Annotated in this window: 23 protein-coding genes; 8 read left to right on the top strand and 15 right to left on the bottom strand. The window is 71.0% G+C overall.

Translation table 11 applies throughout. The features are described 5' to 3' along the window. Window positions 1-68 precede the first annotated feature (68 nt). Window positions 69-1,016: a hypothetical protein gene (locus QFZ27_RS04160; RefSeq protein WP_429224827.1), complete on the top strand. Its 948-nt coding sequence runs from the start codon at window positions 69-71 to the stop codon at window positions 1,014-1,016. Here QFZ27_RS04160 and nth read toward each other — a convergent pair. Further along, window positions 1,013-1,651 carry an endonuclease III gene (gene nth / locus QFZ27_RS04155; protein ID WP_429224826.1) on the bottom strand — a complete coding sequence of 213 codons (639 nt, stop codon included), beginning with the start codon at window positions 1,649-1,651 and terminating at the stop codon, window positions 1,013-1,015. The genes QFZ27_RS04160 and nth overlap by 4 nt on opposite strands. 78 nt (window positions 1,652-1,729) lie before the next feature. On the opposite strand from nth, the gene QFZ27_RS04150 reads away from it, so the two are divergent. From QFZ27_RS04150 to QFZ27_RS04140, 3 genes are all read left to right on the top strand, one after another. Next, on the top strand, window positions 1,730-2,254 hold the full coding sequence (locus tag QFZ27_RS04150; protein WP_429232414.1) for a DUF2244 domain-containing protein: 525 nt from the start codon (window positions 1,730-1,732) through the stop codon (window positions 2,252-2,254). Window positions 2,255-2,295: 41 nt separating this feature from the next. After that, complete coding sequence (locus QFZ27_RS04145; RefSeq protein WP_429224825.1) at window positions 2,296-3,195, top strand: creatininase family protein; 900 nt, start codon at window positions 2,296-2,298, stop codon at window positions 3,193-3,195. A gap of 61 nt (window positions 3,196-3,256) precedes the next feature. Further along, window positions 3,257-4,138 carry a bifunctional transcriptional activator/DNA repair enzyme AdaA gene (locus QFZ27_RS04140; RefSeq protein WP_429224824.1) on the top strand — a complete coding sequence of 294 codons (882 nt, stop codon included), beginning with the start codon at window positions 3,257-3,259 and terminating at the stop codon, window positions 4,136-4,138. Here the strand turns inward: QFZ27_RS04140 and QFZ27_RS04135 are convergent. Next, a complete protein-coding gene (locus QFZ27_RS04135; protein WP_429224823.1) occupies window positions 4,135-5,046 on the bottom strand; it encodes an ADP-ribosylglycohydrolase family protein in 912 nt (303 codons plus the stop codon). The genes QFZ27_RS04140 and QFZ27_RS04135 overlap by 4 nt on opposite strands. Window positions 5,047-5,160: 114 nt before the next feature. On the opposite strand from QFZ27_RS04135, the gene QFZ27_RS04130 reads away from it, so the two are divergent. Then, window positions 5,161-6,606: an amidase gene (locus QFZ27_RS04130; protein ID WP_429224822.1), complete on the top strand. Its 1,446-nt coding sequence runs from the start codon at window positions 5,161-5,163 to the stop codon at window positions 6,604-6,606. 127 nt (window positions 6,607-6,733) lie between these two features. Here QFZ27_RS04130 and dapB read toward each other — a convergent pair whose 3' ends face one another. From dapB to QFZ27_RS04090, 8 genes are all read right to left on the bottom strand, one after another. Then, window positions 6,734-7,570, bottom strand: coding sequence for a 4-hydroxy-tetrahydrodipicolinate reductase (dapB, locus tag QFZ27_RS04125; RefSeq protein ID WP_429224821.1), 837 nt, complete (start codon window positions 7,568-7,570; stop codon window positions 6,734-6,736). 153 nt (window positions 7,571-7,723) lie between these two features. Further along, a complete protein-coding gene (dnaJ, locus tag QFZ27_RS04120; RefSeq protein ID WP_429224820.1) occupies window positions 7,724-8,848 on the bottom strand; it encodes a molecular chaperone DnaJ in 1,125 nt (374 codons plus the stop codon). Between the two features lie 133 nt (window positions 8,849-8,981). Next, window positions 8,982-10,901 (bottom strand): molecular chaperone DnaK, encoded by a 1,920-nt coding sequence (dnaK, locus tag QFZ27_RS04115; RefSeq protein ID WP_429224819.1) that lies wholly within the window; start codon window positions 10,899-10,901, stop codon window positions 8,982-8,984. 197 nt (window positions 10,902-11,098) lie between these two features. Beyond that, window positions 11,099-11,725 (bottom strand): rhomboid family intramembrane serine protease, encoded by a 627-nt coding sequence (locus tag QFZ27_RS04110; protein WP_429224818.1) that lies wholly within the window; start codon window positions 11,723-11,725, stop codon window positions 11,099-11,101. A gap of 73 nt (window positions 11,726-11,798) precedes the next feature. Next, window positions 11,799-12,605: a nucleotidyltransferase domain-containing protein gene (locus tag QFZ27_RS04105; protein WP_429224817.1), complete on the bottom strand. Its 807-nt coding sequence runs from the start codon at window positions 12,603-12,605 to the stop codon at window positions 11,799-11,801. Beyond that, a complete protein-coding gene (locus tag QFZ27_RS04100) occupies window positions 12,602-13,585 on the bottom strand; it encodes a DNA polymerase beta superfamily protein (RefSeq protein ID WP_429224816.1) in 984 nt (327 codons plus the stop codon). Before QFZ27_RS04100 ends, QFZ27_RS04105 begins: the two co-directional genes overlap by 4 nt. Before the next feature lies 1 nt (window position 13,586). Continuing rightward, window positions 13,587-13,940: an MmcQ/YjbR family DNA-binding protein gene (locus QFZ27_RS04095; RefSeq protein ID WP_429224815.1), complete on the bottom strand. Its 354-nt coding sequence runs from the start codon at window positions 13,938-13,940 to the stop codon at window positions 13,587-13,589. A gap of 16 nt (window positions 13,941-13,956) precedes the next feature. Then, window positions 13,957-14,148 carry a zinc-finger domain-containing protein gene (locus tag QFZ27_RS04090; protein ID WP_429224814.1) on the bottom strand — a complete coding sequence of 64 codons (192 nt, stop codon included), beginning with the start codon at window positions 14,146-14,148 and terminating at the stop codon, window positions 13,957-13,959. A gap of 102 nt (window positions 14,149-14,250) precedes the next feature. Here QFZ27_RS04090 and QFZ27_RS04085 point away from each other — a divergent pair, with 102 nt between their 5' ends. Then, window positions 14,251-15,234 carry an ABC transporter ATP-binding protein gene (locus QFZ27_RS04085; RefSeq protein ID WP_429224813.1) on the top strand — a complete coding sequence of 328 codons (984 nt, stop codon included), beginning with the start codon at window positions 14,251-14,253 and terminating at the stop codon, window positions 15,232-15,234. A 6-nt stretch (window positions 15,235-15,240) separates the two neighbouring features. Here the strand turns inward: QFZ27_RS04085 and QFZ27_RS04080 are convergent, their stop codons facing one another. After that, window positions 15,241-15,483, bottom strand: a complete 243-nt coding sequence (locus tag QFZ27_RS04080) for a toxin-antitoxin system HicB family antitoxin (protein WP_429224812.1) — start codon at window positions 15,481-15,483, stop codon at window positions 15,241-15,243. A gap of 177 nt (window positions 15,484-15,660) precedes the next feature. After that, window positions 15,661-19,245, bottom strand: a complete 3,585-nt coding sequence (locus QFZ27_RS04075) for an ABC transporter ATP-binding protein (protein WP_429224811.1) — start codon at window positions 19,243-19,245, stop codon at window positions 15,661-15,663. A gap of 164 nt (window positions 19,246-19,409) precedes the next feature. Between QFZ27_RS04075 and QFZ27_RS04070 the strand changes: the two genes are divergently transcribed. Next, window positions 19,410-20,315: a LysR family transcriptional regulator gene (locus tag QFZ27_RS04070; RefSeq protein ID WP_429224810.1), complete on the top strand. Its 906-nt coding sequence runs from the start codon at window positions 19,410-19,412 to the stop codon at window positions 20,313-20,315. Between the two features lie 363 nt (window positions 20,316-20,678). Then, complete coding sequence (locus QFZ27_RS04065; protein ID WP_429224809.1) at window positions 20,679-21,635, top strand: alpha/beta fold hydrolase; 957 nt, start codon at window positions 20,679-20,681, stop codon at window positions 21,633-21,635. Between the two features lies 1 nt (window position 21,636). On the opposite strand, the gene QFZ27_RS04060 is transcribed toward QFZ27_RS04065, so the two are convergent. The 3 genes from QFZ27_RS04060 to dgcN form a co-directional block, all read right to left on the bottom strand. Continuing rightward, window positions 21,637-22,842, bottom strand: a complete 1,206-nt coding sequence (locus QFZ27_RS04060; RefSeq protein ID WP_429224808.1) for an adenylate/guanylate cyclase domain-containing protein — start codon at window positions 22,840-22,842, stop codon at window positions 21,637-21,639. 167 nt (window positions 22,843-23,009) lie between these two features. After that, window positions 23,010-23,996 carry an N-acetyl-D-Glu racemase DgcA gene (gene dgcA, locus QFZ27_RS04055; RefSeq protein WP_429224807.1) on the bottom strand — a complete coding sequence of 329 codons (987 nt, stop codon included), beginning with the start codon at window positions 23,994-23,996 and terminating at the stop codon, window positions 23,010-23,012. Next, the gene (gene dgcN / locus QFZ27_RS04050) at window positions 23,993-25,006 is read right to left on the bottom strand and encodes an N-acetyltransferase DgcN (RefSeq protein ID WP_429224806.1); all 1,014 of its coding nucleotides are present in this window, start codon (window positions 25,004-25,006) and stop codon (window positions 23,993-23,995) included. The genes dgcA and dgcN overlap by 4 nt, the downstream gene beginning before the upstream one ends. Window positions 25,007-25,107 lie beyond the last annotated feature (101 nt).

Below are 25,107 nucleotides of genomic sequence, written 5' to 3'. Positions count from 1 at the left end.
TTCAGCCTTTCTTTACTTTCCTGTAAGGATAGCCCCGCCACCCACACCGAGGGAGAGCGGGACGCGGGATGAGTCTCGAATTCATCAACGTCATATCGACCAAGCGATCCGGCCACCACGCCTTCGTCCGCTGGCTGCGCCAGCACCGGGACAAGCCGGCCGCCTTCGTCAACAACGTCGTGATCGGCGAGCCGATCCGGTCGCATCTCCGCTCCGTCACCGGCCCGGGGGCGCAGGGCAAGGGCGCGCACGGCACCACGATCTTCAACCATGAGGGCGTGACCCGGCTGGGGCTCGAGGCCGCCTGGCGGATGCAGCGCGCGGCCGGCGGCCGGACGGTCGACCTCCTGTTCCTGCGCGACCCGCTGAACCTCACCGCCAGCCTGATGCACCGCAAGCGGATGGTCCGGCTGGACCTGGTGATGATCCTGCGCCAGCTCTTCGCCCAGCGCGACTGGCTGCAGGCCTATGCCGAAGGCGCCGTGCCGGACCTCTCGCTGATCGGCTACAACGCCTGGGTCCTGGATGCGGATTACCGGCAGCGCGTGGCAGACCGGCTCGGGCTGCGGTCGAGCGAGCGCGTCGCCGCGGTCACCCGGCATGGCGGCGGCAGCTCGTTCAAGGACCTCGCCAGCGTCGGCGACGACGAGGCCCGGCGCCTGACCACGCGCTGGCACCGCTACCGCGACGATGCGCTGTTCGGGGTGCTGCTGACCCATCCCCGGCTGCTGCCGTGGTTCGAGGCCGCGCTGGCCGGCGAGATCAGGGACAGCTTCGACGCCGACCTGGCCGATCCGGACGGGCTGGCGCATCTGCGGGCGGTCGCCCGTGCCCGGCCCCGGCAGCCCTATGTCGATCGCATGATCGACGCGCTGTCGGACCGGCAGGACCTGTTCCACCGCATCGAATGCGGCACGTCCTTCGAGAAGAAGCTGGGGATCGCCCGGGCCCATCTGGCGATGCTGGTCGGGGCGGCAGGCCGGCGGACCGACGCGCGGGTGGGGGCGCCGCTCTAAGCCGGCACGCTCTTCTCCGGCCATTCGCACAGGTCGGCGACGGGGCAGGCGGGGCACAATGGTTTGCGCGCCTTGCAGGTGTAGCGGCCGTGCAGGATCAGCCAGTGATGCGCGTGCAGCTTCCAGCGATCCGGCGTCACCCGCTCCAGCACCTTTTCGACCGCGTCCGGGGTCTTGCCCTTCGCCAGGCCGGTGCGGTTGCCGACCCGGAAGATGTGGGTGTCGACGGCGATGGTCGGCTCGCCGAAGGCGACGTTCAGCACGACATTGGCGGTCTTGCGGCCGACCCCCGGCAGCGCCTCCAGCGCCGCCCGGTCGCGCGGCACCTCGCCGCCATGCTGCTGCAGCAAGATGTTCGACAGGGCGACGACGTTCTTCGCCTTCATGTTGTAGAGGCCGATGGTGCGGATGTAGCGCGACAGCCCCTCCACCCCCAGCGCCGCGATCTTCGCCGGGGTGTCGGCCACGGCGAACAGCGGCCCGGTGGCCTTGTTGACCCCGACATCGGTGGCCTGGGCCGAAAGCACCACCGCGACCAGCAGGGTGAAGGGGCTGCTGTACTGCAGCTCGGTCCGCGGCTCCGGCATGCGGGCGGCGAGTCGGGCGTAGAAGGTGTCGATCGCGGCTGGCTTCATGCGCCGCAGCCTAGCGAGGCCTCACGGGCGGCGCCATCGGCCATTGCCATGCGTTTTTCGAGGATTATGCTCGTGGACATGCGCAGCAGCAGCCTCACCCGGATCGGCACCCACGGCCCCGCCGCGGAGGACCCGGTCCTGTTCGAGCGGCTGCTGCGACCGAAGCGCAGCCTGGGCCCGATCGGCTTCTGGCTGGTGGTCGGCGTGGTCGGCGTCACCAGCCTGTTCAACGGCGTCTTGTTCCTGATGCTCGGCGCCTGGCCGGTGCTCGGCTTCTACGGGCTCGACGCCCTGCTGCTGTTTGCCCTGATGCGGTCGAATCTGCGCCGGGCCGGGCGCAGCTGGGAAAGCCTGCGCCTGACTGCCGCCCGACTGGTGATCGAGCATGGCGACCATCGCGGCGTGTCGCACCGGATCGAGCTGCAGCCCTACTGGCTGCGGGTCGATGTCGACCGCAGCGAGGTCGGCCAGAACCGGGTCACCCTGACCAGCCACGGCCAGCGCTTTGCCATCGGCGGCTTCCTGGCGCCGTCCGACCGCGCCCATCTGGCGCGTGACCTGGCGGCGGCGCTCGACCGGCTGCGCGGTGGCGCCGAGACTTGACCGACCGCCCCGCCGTCGCGGGCCGCGAACGGAGGGATGCGATGGACGAGGTCCGCTGGGAGCGGATGTTCCCCGATCAGCTGGAGCGCCGCTTCGCCGAGGCGCCGGTGCTGTACCTGACCTACGGCCTGTGCGAGCCGCACGGGCCGCACAACGCGGTCGGGCTGGACGCGCTGAAGGCGCATGGCATTGCCTGCGCTGCGGCCCGGCGCGGCGGCGGCATCGTCGCGCCGCCGGACTACTGGCACATCCATGAGGTCGGCGACTACGCCATCTGGTCCCGCACCCATGTCGGCGAGGTGGCGCGCGACTGGCTGACGGCGCTGCCGCCCTGGCAGCATTTCAAGAACATCTGCTACCAGCTGCGCGCTGCCGACCGGATCGGCTTCAAGGCGGTGATCCTGCTGACCGGCCATTACGGCCAGAACTACCGCGACCTGAAGACCATGGTCGGGCTGGTGCAGCCCTTCATCGGCGCCCGGCTGCTGTCGCTGCCGGATTTCGAGGCCGACCGCGAGGGCATCGACGGGCAGGGGCCGTCGCGCGGCGACCATGCCGGCCGGATCGAGACCTCGCAGCTGTGGGCGATCGAGCCGGATTGCGTCGACAGCTCGCGCCTGCCGCCGGAAGGGGCGCCGGGGCCGCATTTTGCCATGGGGCCGGATGCAGCGCTTTCCAGCCGGCGCGACGGCGAGGCGATGGTGGAGCGCCAGGCAGACTGGCTGGTGGATCGGGCACGGGAGCTGCTGGCCGCTTATGACGAGGCCCCGTCCGCCGCCCGGCTGATGAGCTTCCGCGATGTCGAGCGGCTGTGGGAGTCGGTGGTGGCGCCGGCCCTGCCGGGCTTCCTGACCATGCAGCGCGACGGCACCGGCCTTGGCCGGACCGTGCCGCCGGACAGCCGCTGGCATCTGAACTGGCTGGCGGCCGAAGAAGGCTGAGGCCGGCCGGAACCGCAACTTCCGGGTTGTCCGCCGGGGCCGGCGGCGGGACAGTGGCGGCATGAACAGGCTTCCCGATCTGACCGCAGCCGAGGACGAGCCGCGCCATGAGGCGGTGGCGCGGGCCATCGCCCTGCTGGTGGAGCGGCGCGACGACCCGCCGGATCTGGCGACGCTGGCCGCCGAGGCCGGCCTCCATCCGCATCATTTCCAGCGCGTGTTCTCGCGTTGGGTCGGGATCAGCCCGAAGCGCTTCGCCCAGTATCTGCGGCTGGACCATGCCCGCCGGCTGCTCAGCGCCCCGACCAGCCTGCTCGACGCCGCGCTCGACACCGGCCTGTCCGGGCCGTCGCGGCTGCACGACCTGTTCGTGACCTGCGAGGCGATGACCCCGGGCGACTGGAAGGCGCGCGGCGCCGGCCTGGTGATCCGCTGGGGCCTGCATTCCAGCCCGTTCGGCCGCTGCATCGTCGGCACCACCGACCGCGGCGTCTGCTGGTTCAGCTTCGTGAGAGGGGATGAGACCGCGGCGGTGACCGAGTTCGCCGGCGAATGGCCGGGGGCGGAGCTGGTGCGCGACCAGGCCGCCACCGCCGCGGTGGTGGCGCGGATGTTCGCGCCGGTGACGGCCCCGACGGCGGACAACCCGCCGCTGCCGGTGCTGCTGCGCGGCACCAACTTCCAGGTCAAGGTGTGGGAGGCGCTGTTGTCGATCCCGCCCGGCCGGGTGGCGAGCTATGGCGACGTCGCCGCCGCGATCGGCCGGCCGACCGCCAGCCGCGCGGTGGGCGGGGCGGTCGGGTCGAACCCGGTCTCGGTGCTGATCCCCTGCCACCGCGTGATCCGGGCCAGCGGCATCATCCACAACTACCGCTGGGGGCCCACCAAGAAGCAGGCCCTGCTGGCCTGGGAAGCCGGCCTGGCCGATGCCGAGGCGGCTTAGGCGCGGGCGATCAGCGCGTCCGCCATCTCCACGATCTGCTCCCGCCAGGCCAGCGGTTCCAGCCAGCGCTGAGGGATGCCGGACAGGCCGTACAGGGCGCCGGCCAACTGGCCGGTGACGGCGCCGACCGAATCCGAGTCGTCGGCGAGGTTCACGGCCAGGACCAACGCATCCTCGAAGCTGCCGGTGCGGTCCACTGCCCACAGGGCTGCTTCGAGCGTGTGGACGACATAGCCGGAGGATTCGATCAGCGCCCGCGGCTGGCTGCGCCAATCGCCATGGGCGATGCTCTGGATCCTGGCGGCACCGTCCCATGCCCGGGGCGCCAGCGTCTCAGCCTTGCCGGCGCCCAGGATCGCCGATCGCAGCATCTCCCCGAAGAAGACACAGGCTTCCGTTGCCTCCCGCGCGCCATGGGTGGTGCGGCTCTGCTCGGCGGCGATGCGGCGGCAGGCCTCGGCGTCGCGGAGGGTGTGCAGCACGGCGGGGGCCAGCCGCATCAGCGATCCGTTGCCGGCCGTGGTCGGGTCGGTTGCCCCCGCGAAGGGGCCGCCACCATGCAGGTAGTGATCGAGCGCCTGTCGTGTCGCATTGCCGATGTCGAAGCATGCGCCGGTGCAGGAGTAGCGGCCCTCCTGCCACCAGGCGACGAAGCGGTTCATCAGGTCGGTCGCGTCGAAGCCGCCGCGGGTGGCCAGGCTGTCGGCCAGGGCCAGCGCCATGCTGGTGTCGTCGGTCCATTGGCCGGGCTGCAGTCCGAACGGACCGCCACCGGTCATCTCCCGGTGGTGGGGCCGGCTATCTCGGCTGCTGAACTCGAGCGTGGTGCCGAGCGCGTCGCCAACCGCGAGGCCGACCAGGGCGCCACGCGCCCGGTCGATCACGGCGTCTGTCAGGATATCGTCCATGTGCGCACCATACCATGGGGCGTGGCGCGGTGATGGCAGCCTTGCGGCGGGTCGTCGTTGCCGCCGGCAGTACCCATGCTAGCCTTCCCGCAAAGCAGAGGGAGGGGAAAGCGCATGGCGATCGTCACCGAGGCCCTGATCCGCGACTATGCGGCGCGCGACGGGCTGGGCCTGGCCGAATGGGTGCGTAGCGGCGCGGTTTCGGCGGCCGAGCTGGCCGAGACCGCGATCACCGTGATCGACCGGCTGAACCCGCGGCTCAACGCCGTCACCCGCAAGGCCTACGACATCGGCCGCGACCTGGCGGCGCGGGCGCCGGCCGACGGGCCCTTCGCCGGGGTGCCGTTCCTGATGAAGGATCTCGCCTCGCAATGGCAGGGCGTGCCGGCGACCTGGAGCTGCCCCTATTTCAGCGACCTGCCGGCGGCGAGCGACAGCGAGCTGACGCAGCGGATCAAGCGCGCGGGGCTGGTCCCGCTCGGCCGCACCAACGTGCCGGAGGGCGGCTGGTGCATCTCGACCGAGCCGAAGCTGTATGGCCGCACCCACAACCCCTGGCGCGAGGACGTAACCCCCGGCGGCTCCAGCGGCGGGTCGGCCGCAGCCGTGGCGGCGCGGATGGTGCCGCTGGCCGAGGCCAGCGACGGCGCCGGGTCGATCCGCGTGCCGGCGGCGAATTGCGGCCTGGTCGGGCTGAAGCCGTCGCGCGGCCGCATCAGCTTTGCCCCGGATGCGGTCGATATCTGGTACGGCGGCGTGTACATGCTCTGCGTCTCGCGCACGGTGCGGGACACTGCCGCCTATCTCGACGCCGTGGCCGGCGGCACGCCCGGCGACCCCTATACCCCGCAGTCGCCGGCGGAAGGCTGGGCCGCCGCGGCGCGGCAGCCGGCCCGGGGCCTGCGCATCGGCCTGGTTACCCGGGCGCCGGATGGCGGCCCGGTCCATCCCGAAAATCTGGCGGCGGTGCGCGGCACCGCAAAGGTGCTGGAGAGCCTGGGCCATGTGGTCGAGGAGCACACTCTCGACTTCGATGCGCGGCGCGCCTGGGCGGTCTACACCAACATGCTTGCGGTCGAGACGGCGGCGATGTTCGCGGCGCTGGAGCCGCTGGTCGGCCGGCCGGTGACGCCGGCGGAGGTCGAGCCGCTGACCTGGGCCGCGATCGAGCGCGGCCGGTCGATCAGCGGCATCCGGCACGCCAATGATGTCGAGGCGCTGCGCCACTTCGCCCGCGGCCTGGTCGGGCAGTTGCTGCCCTTCGACGCCGTCCTGACCCCGACCCTGACCCAGCCGCCGCGGCCCTTCGGCCATTGGGACATGAGCATGACCGACTTCGACGCCTACAACGCGCTGTGGTCGGATGCGGTGTTCATGTTCCCGTTCAACCTGTCCGGCCTGCCGGCGATGTCGCTGCCGATGCACTGGACGCCGGACGGGCTGCCGGTCGGGGTGCAGCTGGTCGGCCGCACCGGCGACGAGGCGACGCTGCTGCGCCTGGCGACCCAACTGGAGGCGGCGCAGCCCTGGATCGACCGGAAGCCGCCGGTGTGTGCGTGATTCTCCTATCTGTCATGCCCGGGCTTGACCCGGGCATCCAGAGGGTCTCGACAGCTCCTGGATTGCCGGGTCAAGCCCGGCAATGACAGGGGAAGAAAGCCGAATAGCTTGCTGAGTTATGCGGCGCTCAGCTCAGCCCCAGCACGTCGTTCATCGAATAGAGACCGGGGGCGCGGCCGCGGCCCCACAGGGCGGCCTTGAGCGCGCCGCGGGCGAAGATGCCGCGGTCGGTCGCCTTGTGCGCCAGCTCGATGCGCTCGCCGGCGCCGGCCAGGATCACCGCATGCTCGCCGACCACGTCGCCGCCGCGCAGCGTGGCGAAGCCAATGGCACCTTCGACGCGCTTGCCGTCGCGGTCGATCGCCTTCACCGCGTCGAAATCGACGCCGCGGCCCTCGGCGGCGGCGCGCCCCAGCAGGATGGCGGTGCCGGAGGGGGCGTCGATCTTGTGGCGGTGATGCATCTCCACCACCTCGAGGTCCCAGCCGGCGTCGAGCGCGCGGGCGGCCTGGCGCACCAGCGCCGCCAGCAGGGTCACGCCCAGGCTCATATTGTAGGATTGGATGATCGGGGTGTGGCGCGCGGCGCGGCCCAGTGCCGCGAGGTCCTCGGCCGAAAAGCCGGTGGTGCCGGTGACCAGCACCGCCTTGCCCTGCGCCGCCAGCGCGGCGAAGCGGACCGAGCCCTCGGGCCGGGTGAAGTCGATCACCGCATCGGCGGTGGCGAACAGCTGCACCGGGTCGTCGCTGACGATGACGCCGCAGGGCGGGCGCCCGGCGAGCAGGCCGGCATCCTGGCCGATCGCGGCGCTGCCTTCGTGCTCGACCGCGCCGTGCAGCGACACCGAGCCGTCGGTCGCGTCGAGCACGGTCTGGATCAGCATCCGGCCCATCCGGCCGGCGGCGCCGGTGACGCCGATTCTGACGGGGCCCACGTCGGGGCGGGGGGTGTCGCCGGCGGTCATGCGGCAGGGTCCTTCGATGGTCCGTCCCTCTTCCTGTCATGCCCGGGCTTGACCCGGGCATCCAGGTTGGATGCATCGGCTCTTTGCGGCCCCTGGATCACCGGGTCAAGCCCGGTGATGACAGATAGGGGGAAGACCAGGCGATCCGCGCCGCTACTCCTTGAAGAACTCCTTCACCTTGGCGAAGAAGCCCTGGCTCTCGGGGCTGGTGCCGCCGCCGCCCTCGCGCTCGAATTCCTCGAGCAGCTCGCGCTGGCGCTTGCTCAGATTGACCGGAGTCTCGACCTGCAGCTCGACATACATGTCGCCGCGGCCGGCCGAGCGCAGCACCGACATGCCCTTGCCGCGCAGGCGGAAGCGGGCGCCGGACTGGGTGCCGGCCGGCACCGTGATCTTGGCCCGGCCGCCGTCGATCGCCGGGATCTCGATCGGGCCGCCCAGCGCCGCCGTGGTCATCGGGATCGGCGCCTTGCAGAACAGGTCGGCGCCGTCGCGCTGAAACAGGGCGTGCGGCCGCACCGACAGGAAGATGTACAGGTCGCCCGGCGGGGCGCCGCGCATGCCGCTCTCGCCCTCGTTCGACAGGCGGATGCGGGTGCCGTCATCCACCCCCGGCGGGATGTCGACCTTCAGCGTCTTGTCCTTGCGCACGCGGCCGGCGCCGCCGCAGTTCCGGCACGGATTCTTGATCACCCGGCCCTGGCCGGCGCAGCCGGGGCAGGTGCGCTCGACCGTGAAGAAGCCCTGGGAGGCGCGGACGCGGCCGGCGCCGCCGCAGGTCGGGCAGGTCACCGGCTGGCTGCCGGGCTCGGCGCCCGAGCCGTCGCAGACCTCGCAGCCGACCGAGGACGGTACCTTGACCGTGGCCTGCTTGCCGACGAAGGCCTCTTCGAGCGTGATCTCGAGGTTGAAGCGGACATCGGCGCCGCGCCCGGCCTGGGCGCGCTGGCCGCCGCGGCGGCCGCCCATGAAGTCGCCGAACATCTCCTCGAAGATGTCGGCGAAGCCGCCGGAGAAGTCGGCCCCGCCCGGCCCCCGCGGCCCGGCGCCGCCGTCGAAGGCGGCGTGGCCGAAACGGTCATAGGCGGCGCGCTTCTGCTCGTCCTTCAGGACGTCGTAGGCCTCGTTGATTTCCTTGAACTTGTGCTCGGCGGTCTGGTCGCCCGGGTTGCGGTCCGGGTGATACTGCATCGCCAGCTTGCGGTAGGCCTTCTTGATCTCGTCCGCGCCGGCGCCGCGCGCGACCCCCAACAGATCGTAAAAATCCTGCTTCGCCATGCCGATCCTCGTGCCGAACCGGGAGAGCCCTGGCGGCCCCGGCCCGGATGAAAACCGCCCCCGCGCGGCCCGTCACGGGCCCTCGCGGGGGCGGTGTGCCCCTTATCGATGTACCGTGGTCATGCGACCGCGGTCACGCCGACTTCTTCTTCTTGTCGTCGTCGACTTCCTCGAAATCGGCATCGACCACGCCGTCATCCGGCTTCGCCGAAGCCTGCTCGCCGCCTTCCGGCGCCGCGCCCGACTCCTGGCTGGCCTTGTACATGGCCTCGCCTATCTTCATCGCCGCCTGGGCCAGGGCTTCGGTCTTGGCCTTGATCTGGTCGGCGTCCTCGCTCGACAGCACCGACTTCAGGTCGGCGATCGCAGCCTCGACCGCCGCCTTGTCGGCGGCGTCGACCTTGTCGCCGAACTCGGCCAGCTGCTTCTCGGTCGAATGGACCAGCGCATCGCCGTGATTGCGCGCCTCGACCGCCTCGCGGCGCTTCTTGTCGCCGGCGGCGTTGGCCTCGGCGTCCTTGACCATCTTGTCGATGTCGCCGTCCGACAGGCCGCCCGACGCCTGGATGCGGATCGCCTGCTCCTTGCCGGTCGCCTTGTCCTTGGCGCTGACATTGACCAGGCCGTTGGCGTCGATGTCGAAGGTGACCTCGACCTGCGGCATGCCGCGCGGGGCCGGCGGGATGCCGACCAGGTCGAACTGGCCGAGAATCTTGTTGTCGGCCGCCATCTCGCGCTCGCCCTGGAACACGCGGATGGTCACCGCGGTCTGGTTGTCCTCGGCGGTCGAGAAGGTCTGGCTCTTCTTGGTCGGGATCGTGGTGTTGCGCTCGATCAGCCGGGTGAACACGCCGCCCAGCGTCTCGATGCCCAGCGACAGCGGGGTGACGTCGAGCAGCAGGACGTCCTTGACCTCGCCCTTCAGCACGCCGCCCTGGATGGCGGCGCCGACGGCCACGACCTCATCCGGGTTGACGCCGCGATGCGGCTCCTTGCCGAAGAACTGCTTCACCGTCTCGATGACCTTGGGCATGCGGGTCATGCCGCCGACCAGGATCACCTCGTCGATCTCGCTGGCCTTCAGGCCGGCATCCTTCAGCGCGGCGCGGCACGGCTCGACCGTGCGCTGGATCAGGTCGTCGACCAGCGCCTCGAGCTTGGCCCGGGTCAGCTTGATGTTCAGGTGCTTCGGGCCGGACGCGTCGGCGGTGATGAAGGGCAGGTTCACCTCGGTCTGGACCGAGGAGGACAGCTCGATCTTCGCCTTCTCGGCCGCTTCCTTCAGGCGCTGCAGGGCCAGCTTGTCGCGGCGCAGGTCGATGCCCTGCTCCTTTTTGAACTCCTCGGCCAGGTAGTCGATGATCTTGGCGTCGAAATCCTCACCGCCCAGGAAGGTGTCGCCGTTGGTCGACTTCACCTCGAACACGCCGTCGCCGATCTCCAGCACCGAGATGTCGAAGGTGCCGCCGCCGAGGTCGTAGACCGCGATCGTGCCGCTGGCCTTCTTGTCCAGGCCGTAGGCCAGGGCGGCCGCCGTCGGCTCGTTGATGATGCGCAGCACCTCGAGCCCGGCGATCCTGCCGGCATCCTTGGTGGCCTGGCGCTGGCTGTCGTTGAAATAGGCCGGGACGGTGATGACGGCCTGCGTCACCTTCTCGCCCAGGAAATTCTCGGCCGTCTCCTTCATCTTCATCAGGGTGAAGGCGGAGATCTGGCTGGGGGCATATTTCTGGCCGCGCGACTCGACCCAGGCATCGCCGTTGTCGCCGGACACGATCTGGTACGGGACCAGGCCCTTGTCCTTCTGCGTCATCGGGTCGTCGTAGCGGCGGCCGATCAGGCGCTTGACCGCGAAGATGGTGTTCTCGGGATTGGTCACCGCCTGGCGCTTCGCCGCCTGGCCGACCAGCCGCTCACCCGATTCGGTGAAGGCGACGATCGACGGCGTGGTGCGCGCGCCTTCCGCATTCTCGATCACCCGGCCCTGGGCCCCATCCATGATGGCGACGCAGGAATTGGTCGTGCCGAGGTCGATACCGATGACTTTGCTCATCTCTTCCTCATTCCTTCAGCAGGTCGCGGCTGGCCCTCGGTGAGGCACCGCCGGGACCCCCAATGATTCCATGCCGCCCGGGAAGGCGGCTCTTGCTTCACCGTGCATATAGGCGGGGCGTCCTCGCGCTGCAACGTGGAGTCTGCAGGATTGTGACCGCCCCGGACGGCTGTGGCCGCCGCGTCACGCCCGGCCCATCAAACCCGGCGGGGCGCGCCGAGGAGGAGACCGGCCAGGAAGCCGCCGATATGGGCCTGCCAGGCGATCTGGGCGTCCAGGCCCATGAAGCCGCCGCCCATCAGCGCGAACAGGCCGTTGGCGATGATGGTGAAGCCGATCAGGTTCAGCGCCAGGCGCCGCCCGGCCGGGTCGTGCCGGGCCAGGGCCAGCCGGCAGAAGGCGGCGATGCAGCCCGACACCGCGCCGGAGGCGCCGATCAGCGTGGTCTCGGCGCCCCAGCTGGCGGCGACCTGCACCAGGGCCGCGGCCACGGTGGTGCCCAGCAGCAGCACGGTGTATCGGCGCGGGCCGAAATGCCGCTCGCAGACGCTGCCGAAGGCCAGGAAGAAGCCGAGATTGGCGATCAGGTGGATCGGCTCGTAATGGATCAGCGCGTAGAACACCAGCGACGCGACCACCGTCAACGCGTCGAGCGGGGGCAACTGGTCGAGATAGCCGAAGAAGGCCGGGATCACGGCCATGCGGTAGACGACCGGCGCCCAGATCGATTCCGGCAGCAGATGGATGATCGCGAAGACCGCGACCATCGCGCCGCTCAGCCACAGCGTGATCGGCGGGACGTTGAAGATCGGCTGGCGCGGCATGGCCCCTCGGGCGGTCGGAGACGGGTCCCGGCCTCTTACAGGAGTGCCGGTCGGATCGGAAGCCCGCGATCCGTCACGCCGGGCCCGGGATCTCCGCCCCTGCCGGCAGCAGCAGCGCCCGGAATGCCTCGTCCGCCGCCCTGATGGCCGGGGCATGGTCCCAGATGCCCGGCCGCGGCGCCATCTCGGAGAGTGCGGCGGTGAGATAGGCCTCCAGCGACGGGACGCGGGCGGCCATGTCGGACTCGGTGGCCGCCCGCTTGCGAAGCAGCAGCATGGCCACGTCCTCGCGCAGACCCTCCGGCAACGGAGCTCCTTCCATCAGGCTGGGCAGGTCCATCGGCGGCGGCTCCGCCTTGCGGCGGATCCAATCCAGGGCCAGCGCCGGCCGCAACGCATAGAAGTAGGATTTGAGCCTGACCGGATCGTCCCCCGGCGCCCAGGCGCGGCGGGCCGAGCGGTCGTAATGATAGATCAGCGCCGGCAGATGCACGCACGCCCTGGCCAAGCCGTGCAGGAGGGCGGCGGTGTCGTCGTCGCGCCGATAGACCACCGGCGAGCTCAGCCACTCGGTCACGACGGCGTTCGACTTGGCGATCAGGCCGAGGGCCTTGCGCAGATCCCAGCCGTTCACGTCCAGCGTGCCGTCAACCGGCAGCTCGATCACGTCGCGCCGGGTCTCGACCGAAAGGTAATCCGCGACCGGCCGGATATAGACGAAGCGGACGTCGTAATCGCTGTCGCGCGACGCGAAACGCCAGGCGCGGCTGCCCGATTCCACCGCGACCAGGATGCGCACGCCCTCGCTCCGCTCGATCTCGTCCAGGATCGGGCCGATGCGCTCCCGCATCCCCTGGTCGATCATCGGATCCTGCGTCATGTCTCGTCTTCCAGGATCTGCCGGCGATGCGCCTCGATGATCACGGTCTCGGCCGTGGCCAGGTCCGGCTCCGCCGGGAGGACCGATGCCGCGGCGGCCGCTTCGGCCCGTTCCATCAACAGCTCGATCTCCTCGGCGACAGCGGTATAAGGCAGCTCGCCGCGCCTGATCCGCAACAGATGGCTGGCCGTGGCCAGGGGAAACCGCAGGCGGCCGGTCGTGAACAGCTCCAGCGCCTCGTGCCCGACCCGCACGGCATGCGACAGCGCCTTCCAATCGATGCCCTGCTGCCGTTCCGCCTCCAGCGCCCGCTGTCCGTATTCGGCCACCAGCCGTGCCGCCAGCTCCCGCGCCGTCTTGATCGCGGCATGGAACGGCGCCTTGCGACCGCAGATGTCGAGATGCCGCGCCAAGCGCCCGGGCTGGACCTCGATGTCGACCAGGGCGACATACTCGGCCGCGGCGGCCAGCGTCTCCAACATGGCCTCGGCCTCGTCCAGGCGGCTGCCGGCGCCATAGGCACGCTCCGCGGCCTCCAGCACGGCCAAGGCCTGCCGAGCGGTGGCGGCGCGCGAGCCCTTGATGCCGTATTTGTTGGCCTGCTGCCGGCAATAGCGGACGAAGGACGCGGCCCGCCGGCTGACCAGCCGCGGCGCTGCGGCCTGAAGCTCGCGCCAGATCCCATCGGGCGGGACGGTCATCACGCTGTCCGGCGCGAACAGCATTTCGATCGCCAGGGGCTGCCCGCCGACCAGCAGGTCCAGATAGCGCTGCAGGCTGAACACCTCCCGGTCGACATCGCCGGGCCGGTTGCGCTCGCCATGAGCCTTCGGGCGGGACTCAACGATGGTGGCGGGGGACCGCTGCAGCAGCAGATCGCGCGCCGACGGCAGGTAGACGGCCTTCAGGTCGATGTCGGAATCGGGCGTCGCGGTGCCGTACAGATGCGACCCGCACCGCATCTCGACCAGGATGCGCATCTCACCCCGCCCCCAGGATCTCCGCCCGGGCAGCCCTGGTCAGCTTGGCCAGGACCAGGCGATGCGCCTCGCGCAGATAGGCCTGCAGGTCGTCGGCCGGCAGGGCGTCGAGCGCCGCCGCCACCCATTTGGCGCGGGCCAGATAGGGCGCCGGGCGGATGCCCGGCTGCTCGACCAGCAGGATGTAGGAGAACTCCGACGCCTTGAACCACGCCTCGGGCGCGCCGCGCGACACCCCGGCCAGGATGGCGAAGATCTTGCCACCGACCTTGAGCACATGGGCGCCGCCCCACTGCACGCTCATCGCCGCGCCGGGCAGGGTCAGGCAGAACTCCTCGACCGAGGCGGGCGTCACCGCACGCTCGGCGAGGTCAGTGGCCGTGGCGGTTGGCCTTGCGGACGAAGCGGCGGCCGCAATAGTTGCACACCACCTCGTGCTCATGCCCGATCGGGTAATAGACCATCGGGTGGCCCAGCGGCGCGCCGCCGCCGTCGCACCCGACGGTCTCGACATCGCGGTCGACCTCGATCACCTCGGACGGCTGAAGGGCGGGGGGCTGCATGGCTGGGGTTCCTGGCGGCAAAGGCATGTCGGGCGATGATTGCCCGGATTCCGGCCGGATGATACCCATGGCGCCCGGCCGATCAACTGTTTCACGATAATCATGAATGCCGCGCCGAACGCCGTACCCGAGAGCGCCATCCGCCTGCGCGGCCTGACCAAGACCTATCGCGGGCGCAACAAGCAGCCGGACAAGCTGGCGCTGCACCCGATCGACCTCGACATCCCGGCCGGCTCGATCTTCGGCCTCCTGGGCCCGAACGGCGCCGGCAAGTCGACCCTGATCAACATCCTGGCCGGGCTGGTCACCAAGACCGCGGGCGACGCCTGGATCTGGGGCTTCGACATCGGCCGGGCGACGCGCCAGGCGCGGGCCGCGATCGGCGTGGTGCCGCAGGAGCTGAACATCGACCCGTTCTTCACTCCGCGCGAGCTGCTGGACCTGCAGGCCGGGCTGTACGGCGTGCCGAAGAAGGAGCGGATCACCGCGGAGCTGCTGGCGGCGGTCGGGCTGGCCGACAAGGCCGACGCCTATGCCCGGACGCTGTCGGGCGGCATGCGGCGGCGGCTGATGGTGGCCAAGGCGATGGTGCATTCGCCGCCGGTGCTGGTGCTGGACGAGCCGACCGCCGGCGTCGACATCGAGTTGCGCCGCAGCCTGTGGGCCCATGTCCGGGCGCTGAACCGGGCCGGCACCACCATCGTCCTGACCACGCATTACCTGGAGGAGGCGGAGGAGCTGTGCGACCGGATCGCGATCATCGATCAGGGCCGCATCGTCGCCTGCGACAGCACCGCCAACCTGCTGTCCAGCGTCGACAGCAAGACCCTGGTGGTGACCCTGAGCGAGCCGCTGGACGCGCTGCCGCCGGCCCTGGCGGCGCGGGGCATGGAGCTGACGGGCCCGGCCCGGCTGGTGGTGCGCTACCGGCCCAGCGAGACCCGGCTGGGCGACCTGCTCAACCTGATGGACCAGGCCGGCGTGCGCATCGCCGACCTGACCACCGAGGAGACCGACCTGGAGGACATCTTCCTGCAGCTGACCGGCGAGGGCGCCGCCGCGGCCCGGCGGGCGGCGGGGGAGTAGGGTGCCTCAGCCGGCGTCCCCGTCGGCCGGCGGCTCGTCACCGGCCTCGTCGAGAAAGCGCAGGAACGCAGCCCGGTCTCCCGCGGCCGCCCGCTTCCGGAAGAATTCCTCCGTTTCGAGCACCGACAGCTTTTCGGCCACAGCAACGTTGATGAACTGATTCAAGCTGGTGCCTTCCGCCGCTGCCAAGCGCTCTGCCGCGCTCTTGAGCGAAGGCTGAAGCCGCAGCGCATAATTGGCCTTGCTCATCCGATCCTCCTCAGCAGCTCTGCAGGCGCGACAACTGGATCTTGATCATATCGCAGACGCTTCCAAGATCGTCATGGCGAGGCGCGCAGCGCGGTGGCCATCCAGAGATCGAGCCCGCTGGATGGCCACGCCCCTTCGGGGCTCGCCATGACGGGTCAATATTTCAGGCCATGGGTATCACTGGGCCGCCTGGGCCGAGGCGAGCTGGCGCGAGACCAGCTGGGCGTAGAGGCCGCCGCGGGCCAGCAGCGCCGCATGGGTCCCGGTCTCGGCCACCCGGCCCTCGTCCAGCACCACGATCAGGTCGGCGTCGCGCACGGTCGACAGGCGGTGGGCGATGACGATGGTGGTGCGGTCGGCCTGCAGCCGGTCCAGCGCCCGGCGCACCGCCTGCTCGTTCACCGTGTCGAGATGCGAGGTCGCCTCGTCCAGGATCAGCACCGAGGCGTTCTTCAGGAAGGCGCGGGCGATGGCGACGCGCTGGCGCTGGCCGCCGGACAGGGCGGTGCCGCGCTCGCCGACCGGCGAGTCGAGCCCCTCGGGCAGGGTCTCGACCAGCTCGGCCAGCGAGGCATGCTCGATCGCGGCCGCCAGCTCCTGCTCGCTCGCCTCCGGCCGGGCGATCAGGATGTTGGCGCGCAGCGTGTCGTTGAACAGGTAGGTGTCCTGCGCCACCAGTGCGATGCGCCGGCGCAGGTCGTCGAGCTCGTAGTCCCGCAGGTCGGCGCCGTTCAAGGTGATCCGGCCCTCATCCACGTCCCAGAAGCGCATCAGCAGCTGCGCCGTGGTGGTCTTGCCGGCGCCGGAGGTGCCGACCAGCGCCACCGTCTTGCCGGCCGGGATCTCGACCGTCACCCCGGACAGGGCGCGTCGGCCCTGGCCCGGATAGGTGAAGCCGACGCCCTGCAGCGCTAGCGCCGCCGGGCCTTGATGATCCGGCACGCCCGGGCCGTCGAAGACCGGCACCGGCTCGGCCTTCAGCCCGTAGATGCGGCGGGTGGCGCCCAGCGTGTCGGCCAGCTGGCGGCCGACCTGCGCGATCTCCGACACCGGCAGGAAGGCGGCCATCGCCAGGATGGTCAGCAGCGGCAGCAGGCCGGAGTCGATCGCGCCGTGGGTCGACAGCGCGGCGCCGGTCACCACCACGGCCAGGCCGCCCAGGCCGGTCAGGATCTCCAGCAGGCTCTGCTGCCGGGTCAGCTCGGCGAAGAAGGGCAGGCGCAGCCGGATGAAGCGCTGCGACAGCGCATCCAGCCGGTCGCCCCGCGCGCCCTCCTGCTGGAAGGCGACGATCTCGCCCAGGCCCTGCACCGAGTCGACGGCGAAGGCGCCGAGCTCCCCGGCCGCCTCCCGCGATTCGGAGCCGAGCGTGTCGACGCGGCCGCGCATCAGGAACGGGCTGATGGCGACGGCCAGCAGGAAGGGCAGCAGCGCCAGCGCGATCCACGGGCTGGCCCAGACCAGCACCGCCAGCACTGCGGCCGGCACCAGCACGGCGACGAAGGCCGGCGCCACGGTGTGGGCGAAGAAGTACTCCACCAGCTCGATGTCGTGGGTGACCAGCGCCATCAGGTCGCCGGTGCGCCGCCGCACGAGATAGGCCGGCGCCAGGGCGTCGAGCTTGCGGAACACGTCCGAGCGCATGTCGGCCAGCAGGCGGAAGGCCATGTCATGGGCTATCCAGGATTCCAGCCAGTGCAGCACGCCGGACAGCGGCGCCACCACGGCCAGAGCCCAGAGCAGGACGCCATAAGGCTCGCCGTTCTTCAGCGCCAGCAGGACCAGGGCGCTGAGCACGCCGACGCCGATGAAGGCAACGACGCGCAGCACGCCGAAGGCGAAGGTCAGGGCCAGCTTGCCCTTCCAGGGCATGGCCAGCTTCATCAGCTCGGCCACCAGCCGGCCCCAGCCCAGCCCTTCGGCCTTGAGGATGCCTTCTGTTTCCACCTTGTCTGCGCCGTCGCCGGCCGCCTGGCCCTGCGCCGCCGGCTCCATCGCGCGGGTGGCGACGGGAGCATCGAGGATGGCTCCCGATGCCGATTCGCGCGCCTGCTCGGCCATCAGCCCGGCATAGACGCCGCCCTGCTGCATCAGCGCGGCATGGGGGCCGCTCTCGACCACCCGGCCGCGGTCCAGCACCAGGATGCGGTCGCAGCCGATCACGCTGGACAGGCGGTGCGCCAGCACCAGCGTGGTGCGGCCCTGCATCAGCCGGTCCAGCGCCTCCTGGATCACCGCCTCGTTCTCGGCGTCGACTGCGGACAGCGCCTCGTCCAGCACCAGGATCGGGGTGTCGCGGAGCAATGCCCGGGCGATGGCGACGCGCTGGCGCTGGCCGCCGGACAGCTTCACGCCCTTCTCGCCGACCACGGTGCGGTAGCCTTGCGGCAGGGACTGGACGAAGCCGTGGATGTTGGCGGCGCGGGCGGCGGCCTCGACTTCGGCCTCGGTCGCCTCCGGCCGGCCCATGCGGATGTTGTCCTCGACCGTGCCGTGGAACAGGAAGGTGTCCTGGTTCACCACCGAGATCATCGACCGGATCTGGGCGAAGGACAGGCCGCGCAGATCGTGCCCGCCCAGGCGGATCGAGCCCTGCTCCGGGTCGTAGAAGCGCAGCAGCAGGCGCACGATCGACGACTTGCCGCCGCCGGACGGGCCGACCAGGCCGATGCGCTCGCCGGCCCGGGCCTCGAAGCTCAGCGCCTCATGGATGGTGCGGCGGGTGCCGGGGTAGCGGAAGCGCACGCCGTCGAAGGCGATGGTCGGGTCCAGCGGCCGGACCAGCGTGGCCGGGGCGGCATCCGCCACCTCCGGCGTGTCGTCCAGCACCTGGTAGATGCCCTGGGCCGCGGACAGGCCGACCATGCCCTGGTGCAGCACCGACCGCAGCTCGCGCATCGGCCGGAAGATCTCGACGCCCAGCATCAGGATGACCAGCAGCGCCGACAGGGCCATGGCGCCGGAGTCGACCCGCCAGGCGCCCAGCGCCAGGGCCGCGGCGGCGCCGCTGGCGATGGCGCTGTCGGTGATGCCGCGGGCCAGCACATTGGTCCCCAGCACCCGCATGGTGCTGCGGAACACCGACTGCGCCTTGAGCTTCAGGGTCGCGGCCCGCGCGCCGCTCTGGCCGAAGGCCTTCAGCGTCGCCAGGCCCTGCACCGAATCCAGGAACTCGGCGGCGAAATCGGCATAGACCTGGCGCAGCTGCAGCGAGCTGCCGGTCTCGCGCCGATGCCACAGTGCCGGGCCGAACAGGGCGATCAGGGCGAAGCCCAGCATCACCGCCGCCACCGGCAGGTCGACGAAGGCGATGGCGGCGAAGATCAGGATCGGCGTCAGCAACGCGATCAGGAACTGCGGCAGGAACTGGCCGAAATAGACCTCCAGCTGCTCGACCCCGTCGATCAGCGACAGGGTCAAGGCGCCGGAGCGGCGGCGGGCCACGGTGCCGGGGCCCAGTGCCGCGATGCGGTCGAAGATGGTGCGGCGCAGGCGGGCCTGGACCCGCGACGCGGTCTCGTGCGCCACCATCACCCTGCCGTACTCGGCGACGCCGCGCAGCACCATGATGCCGGCGATCAGGACGATCGACGGCACAAGCTCGGCCAGCGGCCGGCCGGCGAAGACCTGGCCGATCAGCCAGCCCAGCAGCGCCAGCCGGGCGACGCCGAGCGCGACCGAGACCAGGCCGACCGCCACCGCCGCGGCGATGCGGAGGCGGACCCCTTCGGTGAACTTCCACAGGCGCGGTTCGAAATGCATCACGCATTCCCTCTGATGAAATGACGCCGCCGGTCGCCTGTCGTTCGGATGGGTCGGGCCGGCCCCGACCTGACGATACTGTGAACGCTGGTGAACGGAATTCGACAAATTCGAGGATCGGCTGTACGTTTCTGTTCAGGCATCTCGGTGCAGGAGAACGGGCCATGGCTGCCGACTGGGACGATCTGCGCGTGTTCCTGACGCTGGCGCGCGAGGGCAACCTGACCGCGGCGGCGCGGCGGCTGCAGGTGAGCCACCCGACCGTGGCGCGGCGGGTGCGCAGCCTGGAGGAGTCGATCGGTGCCCGGCTGTTCGACCGGGTGCCGGACCGCTTCGTGCTGACCGCGGCGGGCGAAGAGCTGCTGGCCGATACCGAGGCGATGGAGCGGGCTGCCGAATCGATCCAGCGCCGCAGCGCCGGCCTCGGCGACACCGCGCATGGCACGGTCCGGGTCTCGGCCGGCGAGGCGATGACCGGGTTCCTGGCCGACCACCTGCCGCGGCTGCGGCGCGGCCTGCAATGCATCGAGATCGAGCTGGCGGCCAGCCACATGCTGGCCAACCTGTCGCGGCGCGAGGCCGACCTGCTGATCCGCGAGCAGGTGCCGGACGTGTCGAGCCTGGTCGCGCGGCGGCTGGGCCGCGTCGAGTATGCGATCTATGCCGGCCGCGGCCATGAGGTCGCCGACACGACGCCGGAGGGGCTGCGCCGCCTGAGCTGGGCCGGCTTCGACGAGGAGCATAGCTACATGCCGGGCCAGGCCTGGGTGGCGGAGCTGCTGCAGGGCAGCCGGCCGGCGGTGCGGGTCAACAACTGGCTGGTGCTGCAGCATGCGGTGCGCAGCGGCGAGGCGGTGGGGCTGCTGCCCTGCTATGCCGGCGACCCGGATCCCGGCCTGCGCCGGCTGAGGCCGGTGGTGGAGGAGGTAGGGGTCGACCAGTGGCTGCTGGTGCATCGCGACCTGCGGGCTCTTTCACGAGTCCGCCGGGTGATGGATTCCCTGGTCACCCTGTTCCGTGAACGGCGCGACGTGCTGGAAGGCCGGCTGCAGGAGGTCGCGACGCCTTGATCCCGACGCCGCCGCCGGTTGAAATGGGGCCATGCTGGTGAGCGACAGATCCGTCATGACAGTCCTCGACCCGTTGGGGCCGGCCCATGCCTTTCATCCTCCCCCTCCCCTCGCGGGAGGGGGTAGGGGGAGGGGGTGTCGATGACGGGCGGCGATGTGAGGGGATCCGGAATCGTTGCCGGGCTGCGACGATCTTCCGACAAGGATGCTTGCGGCACCAACCCCTCCCCCTACCCCCTCCCGCAAGGGGAGGGGGAGGATAACAGGGGAGCGCGACGACTCCTCTTCCACCGGCCGTTCGCCCGCCTTCTCGCCTGCCTCTTCCTCCTTCTGGTCGCCGCCTGCGGGGCGATGGTACAGCCGATGGGCGCGTCGAACGGGACGCCGCGGCTGGAGGCCGATGCGGTGATCGCGGCCGACGGCTATCGCCTGCCGCTGCGGCACTGGGGGCCGGTGGACAAGCCGCGCGCCGTGGTGCTGGCGCTGCACGGCTTCAACGAATACGGCCGGGCTTTCGACGATCCGGCGCGGTTCTGGGGCCAGCTCGGTATCGCCACCTACGCCTATGACCAGCGCGGCTTCGGCGACACCGCCGGCCGCGGCATCTGGCCGGGGGCGGAGACGCTGGCGGCCGACGCCGCCACCGCGCTGCAGCTGCTGGAGGCGCGCTATCCCGGCGTGCCGGTCTATCTGTTGGGGGAGAGCATGGGCGGCGCCGTGGCGATCCTGGCCGCGACCGGGCCGGACCACCCGCCGATGGCCGGGCTGATCCTGTCCGCCCCGGCCACCTGGGGCCGGCAGAGCATGGACACCATCCCGCGGGTGGCGCTGTGGCTGACCCGCCGGCTGATCCCGGCGATGACCTTCACCGGGCGCAGCCTCGGCGTCCAGGCCAGCGACAACGTGCCGATGCTGATGGCGCTCGGCCGCGACCCGCTCTACATCCGGGCGACCCGGGTCGACACCATCGACGGGCTGGTCTACCTGATGGGCCGCGGCTCGGACGCGGCAGCGGAGATCTCGCAGCCGACCCTGGTGTTGCTGGGCGAGCATGAGCAGGTGCTGGCGCCGGCCTCGGTCAACCTGCTGCTGCGGCGCCTGCCGCGCCGGTCGGACCTGGTCGTCGCCTCCTACAGCCGCGGCTGGCACTGGCTGCTGCGCGATATCGGCCGGCGCACGCCGCAACGTGACGTCGCCGACTGGATGCTCCACCCGGGGCCAGGCCTGCCCTCCGGCGCCGAGCGGCGCGGCGAGGCCCGGCGCGCCGTGGCCGACGGCGCGGTCGTGGGATCGGAGCAGCAGGCGTCGGGCGGGCCCTGAGCTACTCGGCGGCGGCCTCCGCCGGGAGCGGCAGGCGCACCGGGCTGAACACCTCCTGCTCCTCCGACACGCCGCGCAGGCTGAACCGGCCCATCGGCTCGGCTTCGACCCCGACGGCCCGGCGGAAGGCCTCGGTCATCAGCGGCCGGCGGCCGGTGATGCGGCACAGCGCTTCGACCCGGCTGGCCAGGTTGACCGCGGGGCCGATCACGGTGAAGTCCAGCCGGTCGGCGGCGCCGATATTGCCGTACATCACCTCGCCGATATGCAGCGACAGGCCGTAGTCGAGCGCCGACCGGCCCTCCTCGACCCGCCTGGCGTTCAGCGCGGCCATGCCGTGCTCGGCCACCGCGGCGGCGGCCAGGGCCTTGGACGCGGCATCCTGCACGCCCTGATCCTCGTCCACCGGGAAGATCGCCAGCATGGCGTCGCCGATGAACTTCAAGATCTCGCCGCCGGATTCCTGCACCGCCGCGGCCATCGTCTCGAAGTAGCTGTCGAGCGAGGCGACGATCTCCTCGCGCCCGACCTTCTCGCTCATCGCGGTGAAGTCGCGCAGGTCGCAGTACCAGATCGCGGCATGCAGCGATTCCGACATGCCGCGGCGGATCTGGCCGTTCAGGATGCGGGCGCCGGCGTCATGGCCGACATAGGTGTCCAGCAGGTCGACGGCGGTGGCGCGCAGGGTGTGGATCTCGATCAGCCGGGTCAGGATCGGCATCAGCCGGTCGACCTTCTCCAGCGCCGCCTCGGTGAACCCGCCCTCCTCGCGCGTGGCGAAGGAGATGGCGGAGCGGCGGCCGCTGGTGAAGGCCATGCCGAACAGGGCGTAGTCGGTCAGCCCCTCGTCGCGGAACTCCTCCAGCACCGGGAAGTCGAGCTGCGCCTTCGGGCCGGTCAGGCGGCGGCGCAGCGCGTCCGCGCCCTCCTCGATCACTGCATGGATCGGGCTCTGCTGGTATTCGGGGGCGTTCCGGTTCTCCCACAGGCCGCGGCGGCGCTCGATCGCGCCGGTGCCGCGCCAGATATAGGCGGTGCCGAAATAGAGCGGATGCAGGGCCGGGATGATCGCCAGGCCGCGCGCGACCGGAACGTCCTCGGCGACCAGGCGGTTGCAGAATTCCTCGAGCAGCTGGCCGACGTCGCGGATGGTCGGCGCCTCATACAGCAGCCAGTCCAGCGTGGGTGAGCCGGTACAGCTCGTCATCGGATTCTCTTTCTCGATCACGACGCCCATGGTCCGCCCCTCGCAGCACAGCCTCCTTCATCTAGGGGCGGGACGTCCAGATTTCGAGTCAGGTCGTTACCGATGAAAGGAAAACCTGCCTTGCGTGGCGGGCCGGAGCGGGAGACGGCGTTGCCACCAGCCCCTTCTCAACCCCACAGCGACGGTTCCGGCGGGTACACCGTGGCGCCGTCATAGCGCAGGGCAGGATCGTGGTCCTGGGCCAGCAGCAACGGTCCGTCGAGATCCACCAGCTCCGCCCCCTGGGCCACCAGGGTGGCCGGCGCCATGGCGAGGGAGGAGGCGACCATGCAGCCGACCATCACGGCGAAGCCGCGCTCGCGGGCTGCGGCACGCAGCCGCAGCGCCTCGGTCAGGCCGCCGGCCTTGTCCAGCTTGATGTTCACCATGGCGTATTTGCCGGCGCAGCGATCCAGGCTGGCGGTGTCGTGGCAGCTCTCGTCGGCGCAGAGCGGGATCGGGCTCCGGAAGCCCAGCAGCGCGTCGTCCTCCGACGCCTTCAGCGGCTGCTCGATCACCTCGACGCCGAGCGCGGCGAAGGCCGGGCCGAAGCGCTCGAGATGGCCGATCGACCAGGCCTCGTTGGCATCGACCACCAGCCGGCTGGCCGGCGCGTTCGCCCGCACCGCCTGCACCCGCTCCAGGTCGCCGTCGCCGGTCAGCTTCAGCTTCAGCAGCGGCCGGTGCGCCGATTGCCGCGCCGCCTCGCCCATCTTTTCCACCGTGTCCAGGCTCAGCGTGTAGACGGTGGTGACCGGGCCGGGTTCCGGGATTCCGGCAACCGCCCAGGCCGGCACCCCGGCCAGCTTGGCCTCCAGGTCCCACAGGGCGCAGTCGACCGCGTTGCGCGCCGCACCGGGCGGCAGCAGCGCCTCCAGCCCGGGCCGGTCGGCGCCGTCGGCGATCGCCTGGACCACGCTCTCGATCTGCGCCGCCACGCTCTTCAGGCTCTCGCCGTAGCGGGCATAAGGCGTGCACTCGCCGCGGCCGACCGCGCCGCCGGCGACGATCTCGGCGATCAGCGTCCGCGCCTCGGTGCGGCTGCCGCGCGAGATGGTGAAGACGCCGCGGATCGGCCACACCGCCTCGCGCACCGAAAGGCGGCGGCCGGTCACGCGTGCACCGGCGCGGGCAACCGGTCGACGATGGCGGCGACGCCGGTGCGCACCGGGTCGACCGCCGGCAGGCCGAAACGGTCCTCGGCCTCCTTCAGCGCCCGCTCCGCCGCCTGCGGGTCCAGCGCCGAGGTGTTGAAGGCCAGCCCGATCACCTTGGCGTCGGGGTTGGTCAGCCGGGCGCAGTGCTCGTTCAGGGCGATGCAATCAGCCAGGTCGGGGAGGGGGAAGTGCGGCAGGCCGCGCATATGCGGCCGCCCGGGCTCATGGCACATCACCAGCGCCTCGGCCTGGGCGCCGTGCAGCAGGCCCAGCGAGACGCCGGCATAGGAGGCGTGGAACAGCGATCCCTGGCCCTCGATCAGGTCCCAATGGTCGGTCTCGGCCTCCGGGGACAGCCATTCGGTGGCGCCGGAGATGAAGTCGGCGACCACGGCGTCGACCGAGACGCCGCCGCCGGCGATCAGGATGCCGGTCTGGCCGGTGGCGCGGAAATCGGCCTTCAGGCCGCGGGCCTTCATCTCCCGCTCCAGCGCCAGCGAGGTGAACATCTTGCCGACCGAGCAGTCGGTGCCGACGGTCAGCAGGCGCCGGCCGCGGCGCGGCATGCCGGTGGCGACGTCGAAATCGCGGTCCGGGTGGCGCACGTCGAACAGGCTGCGGCCCAGCGCCTTGGCCCGCTGCGCCACCGCCGGCAGGTCGGCGATGCGGTTGTGCAGGCCGGAGGCGATGTCCATGCCCAGCTCCAGCGCCCGCAGGATGGTGCCCTGCCAGGCCTCGGAGACCCGGCCGCCGCGGTTGGCGACGCCGATGATCAGCGTCTGCGCGCCCTTGGCCGCCGCTTCCTCCAGCGTCAGGTCGGGCAAGCCGCAGGTGGCGCGGCAGCCGTCGAGCCGCAGCTGGCCGACGCAGACCTCGCGGCGCCACTGCGCCACGCCATAGGCGGTCTTGGCGGCGAGCTGGTCGGGGGCATCCCCCAGGAACAGCAGATAGGGACGCCTGATATCCACGATGCGGGCTCCTCACCAACGATCGCCGCGAGTGTAGCGGGAATCCGGGGTCAGGCCAGGACCGCGGCTTCGGGATGTCATAACCGGCGGTGAGGGTGCGC

Origin of the sequence: Inquilinus ginsengisoli, assembly GCF_050434925.1 — a bacterium.
Lineage (GTDB): Bacteria > Pseudomonadota > Alphaproteobacteria > DSM-16000 > Inquilinaceae > Inquilinus > Inquilinus ginsengisoli_B.
This window is presented reverse-complemented; position numbering and strand designations above follow the sequence as displayed.

What these genes read in the sequence shown, in the direction of transcription:
- dnaJ (WP_429224820.1), bottom strand. Translation starts at nt 8,848, where the DNA reads ATGGCGAAGCAGGATTTTTACGATCTGTTGGGGGTCGCGCGCGGCGCC.
- QFZ27_RS04090 (WP_429224814.1), bottom strand. Translation starts at nt 14,148, where the DNA reads ATGCAGCCCCCCGCCCTTCAGCCGTCCGAGGTGATCGAGGTCGACCGC.
- dapB (WP_429224821.1), bottom strand. Translation starts at nt 7,570, where the DNA reads ATGACCGCCGGCGACACCCCCCGCCCCGACGTGGGCCCCGTCAGAATC.
- QFZ27_RS04060 (WP_429224808.1), bottom strand. Translation starts at nt 22,842, where the DNA reads ATGACGAGCTGTACCGGCTCACCCACGCTGGACTGGCTGCTGTATGAG.
- QFZ27_RS04160 (WP_429224827.1), top strand. Translation starts at nt 69, where the DNA reads ATGAGTCTCGAATTCATCAACGTCATATCGACCAAGCGATCCGGCCAC.
- QFZ27_RS04100 (WP_429224816.1), bottom strand. Translation starts at nt 13,585, where the DNA reads ATGCGCATCCTGGTCGAGATGCGGTGCGGGTCGCATCTGTACGGCACC.
- QFZ27_RS04145 (WP_429224825.1), top strand. Translation starts at nt 2,296, where the DNA reads ATGGACGAGGTCCGCTGGGAGCGGATGTTCCCCGATCAGCTGGAGCGC.
- QFZ27_RS04085 (WP_429224813.1), top strand. Translation starts at nt 14,251, where the DNA reads ATGAATGCCGCGCCGAACGCCGTACCCGAGAGCGCCATCCGCCTGCGC.
- QFZ27_RS04105 (WP_429224817.1), bottom strand. Translation starts at nt 12,605, where the DNA reads ATGACGCAGGATCCGATGATCGACCAGGGGATGCGGGAGCGCATCGGC.
- QFZ27_RS04080 (WP_429224812.1), bottom strand. Translation starts at nt 15,483, where the DNA reads ATGAGCAAGGCCAATTATGCGCTGCGGCTTCAGCCTTCGCTCAAGAGC.
- QFZ27_RS04110 (WP_429224818.1), bottom strand. Translation starts at nt 11,725, where the DNA reads ATGCCGCGCCAGCCGATCTTCAACGTCCCGCCGATCACGCTGTGGCTG.
- dnaK (WP_429224819.1), bottom strand. Translation starts at nt 10,901, where the DNA reads ATGAGCAAAGTCATCGGTATCGACCTCGGCACGACCAATTCCTGCGTC.
- QFZ27_RS04140 (WP_429224824.1), top strand. Translation starts at nt 3,257, where the DNA reads ATGAACAGGCTTCCCGATCTGACCGCAGCCGAGGACGAGCCGCGCCAT.
- nth (WP_429224826.1), bottom strand. Translation starts at nt 1,651, where the DNA reads ATGAAGCCAGCCGCGATCGACACCTTCTACGCCCGACTCGCCGCCCGC.
- QFZ27_RS04130 (WP_429224822.1), top strand. Translation starts at nt 5,161, where the DNA reads ATGGCGATCGTCACCGAGGCCCTGATCCGCGACTATGCGGCGCGCGAC.
- QFZ27_RS04065 (WP_429224809.1), top strand. Translation starts at nt 20,679, where the DNA reads ATGGGCGCGTCGAACGGGACGCCGCGGCTGGAGGCCGATGCGGTGATC.
- QFZ27_RS04150 (WP_429232414.1), top strand. Translation starts at nt 1,730, where the DNA reads ATGCGCAGCAGCAGCCTCACCCGGATCGGCACCCACGGCCCCGCCGCG.
- QFZ27_RS04075 (WP_429224811.1), bottom strand. Translation starts at nt 19,245, where the DNA reads ATGCATTTCGAACCGCGCCTGTGGAAGTTCACCGAAGGGGTCCGCCTC.
- QFZ27_RS04070 (WP_429224810.1), top strand. Translation starts at nt 19,410, where the DNA reads ATGGCTGCCGACTGGGACGATCTGCGCGTGTTCCTGACGCTGGCGCGC.
- QFZ27_RS04135 (WP_429224823.1), bottom strand. Translation starts at nt 5,046, where the DNA reads ATGGACGATATCCTGACAGACGCCGTGATCGACCGGGCGCGTGGCGCC.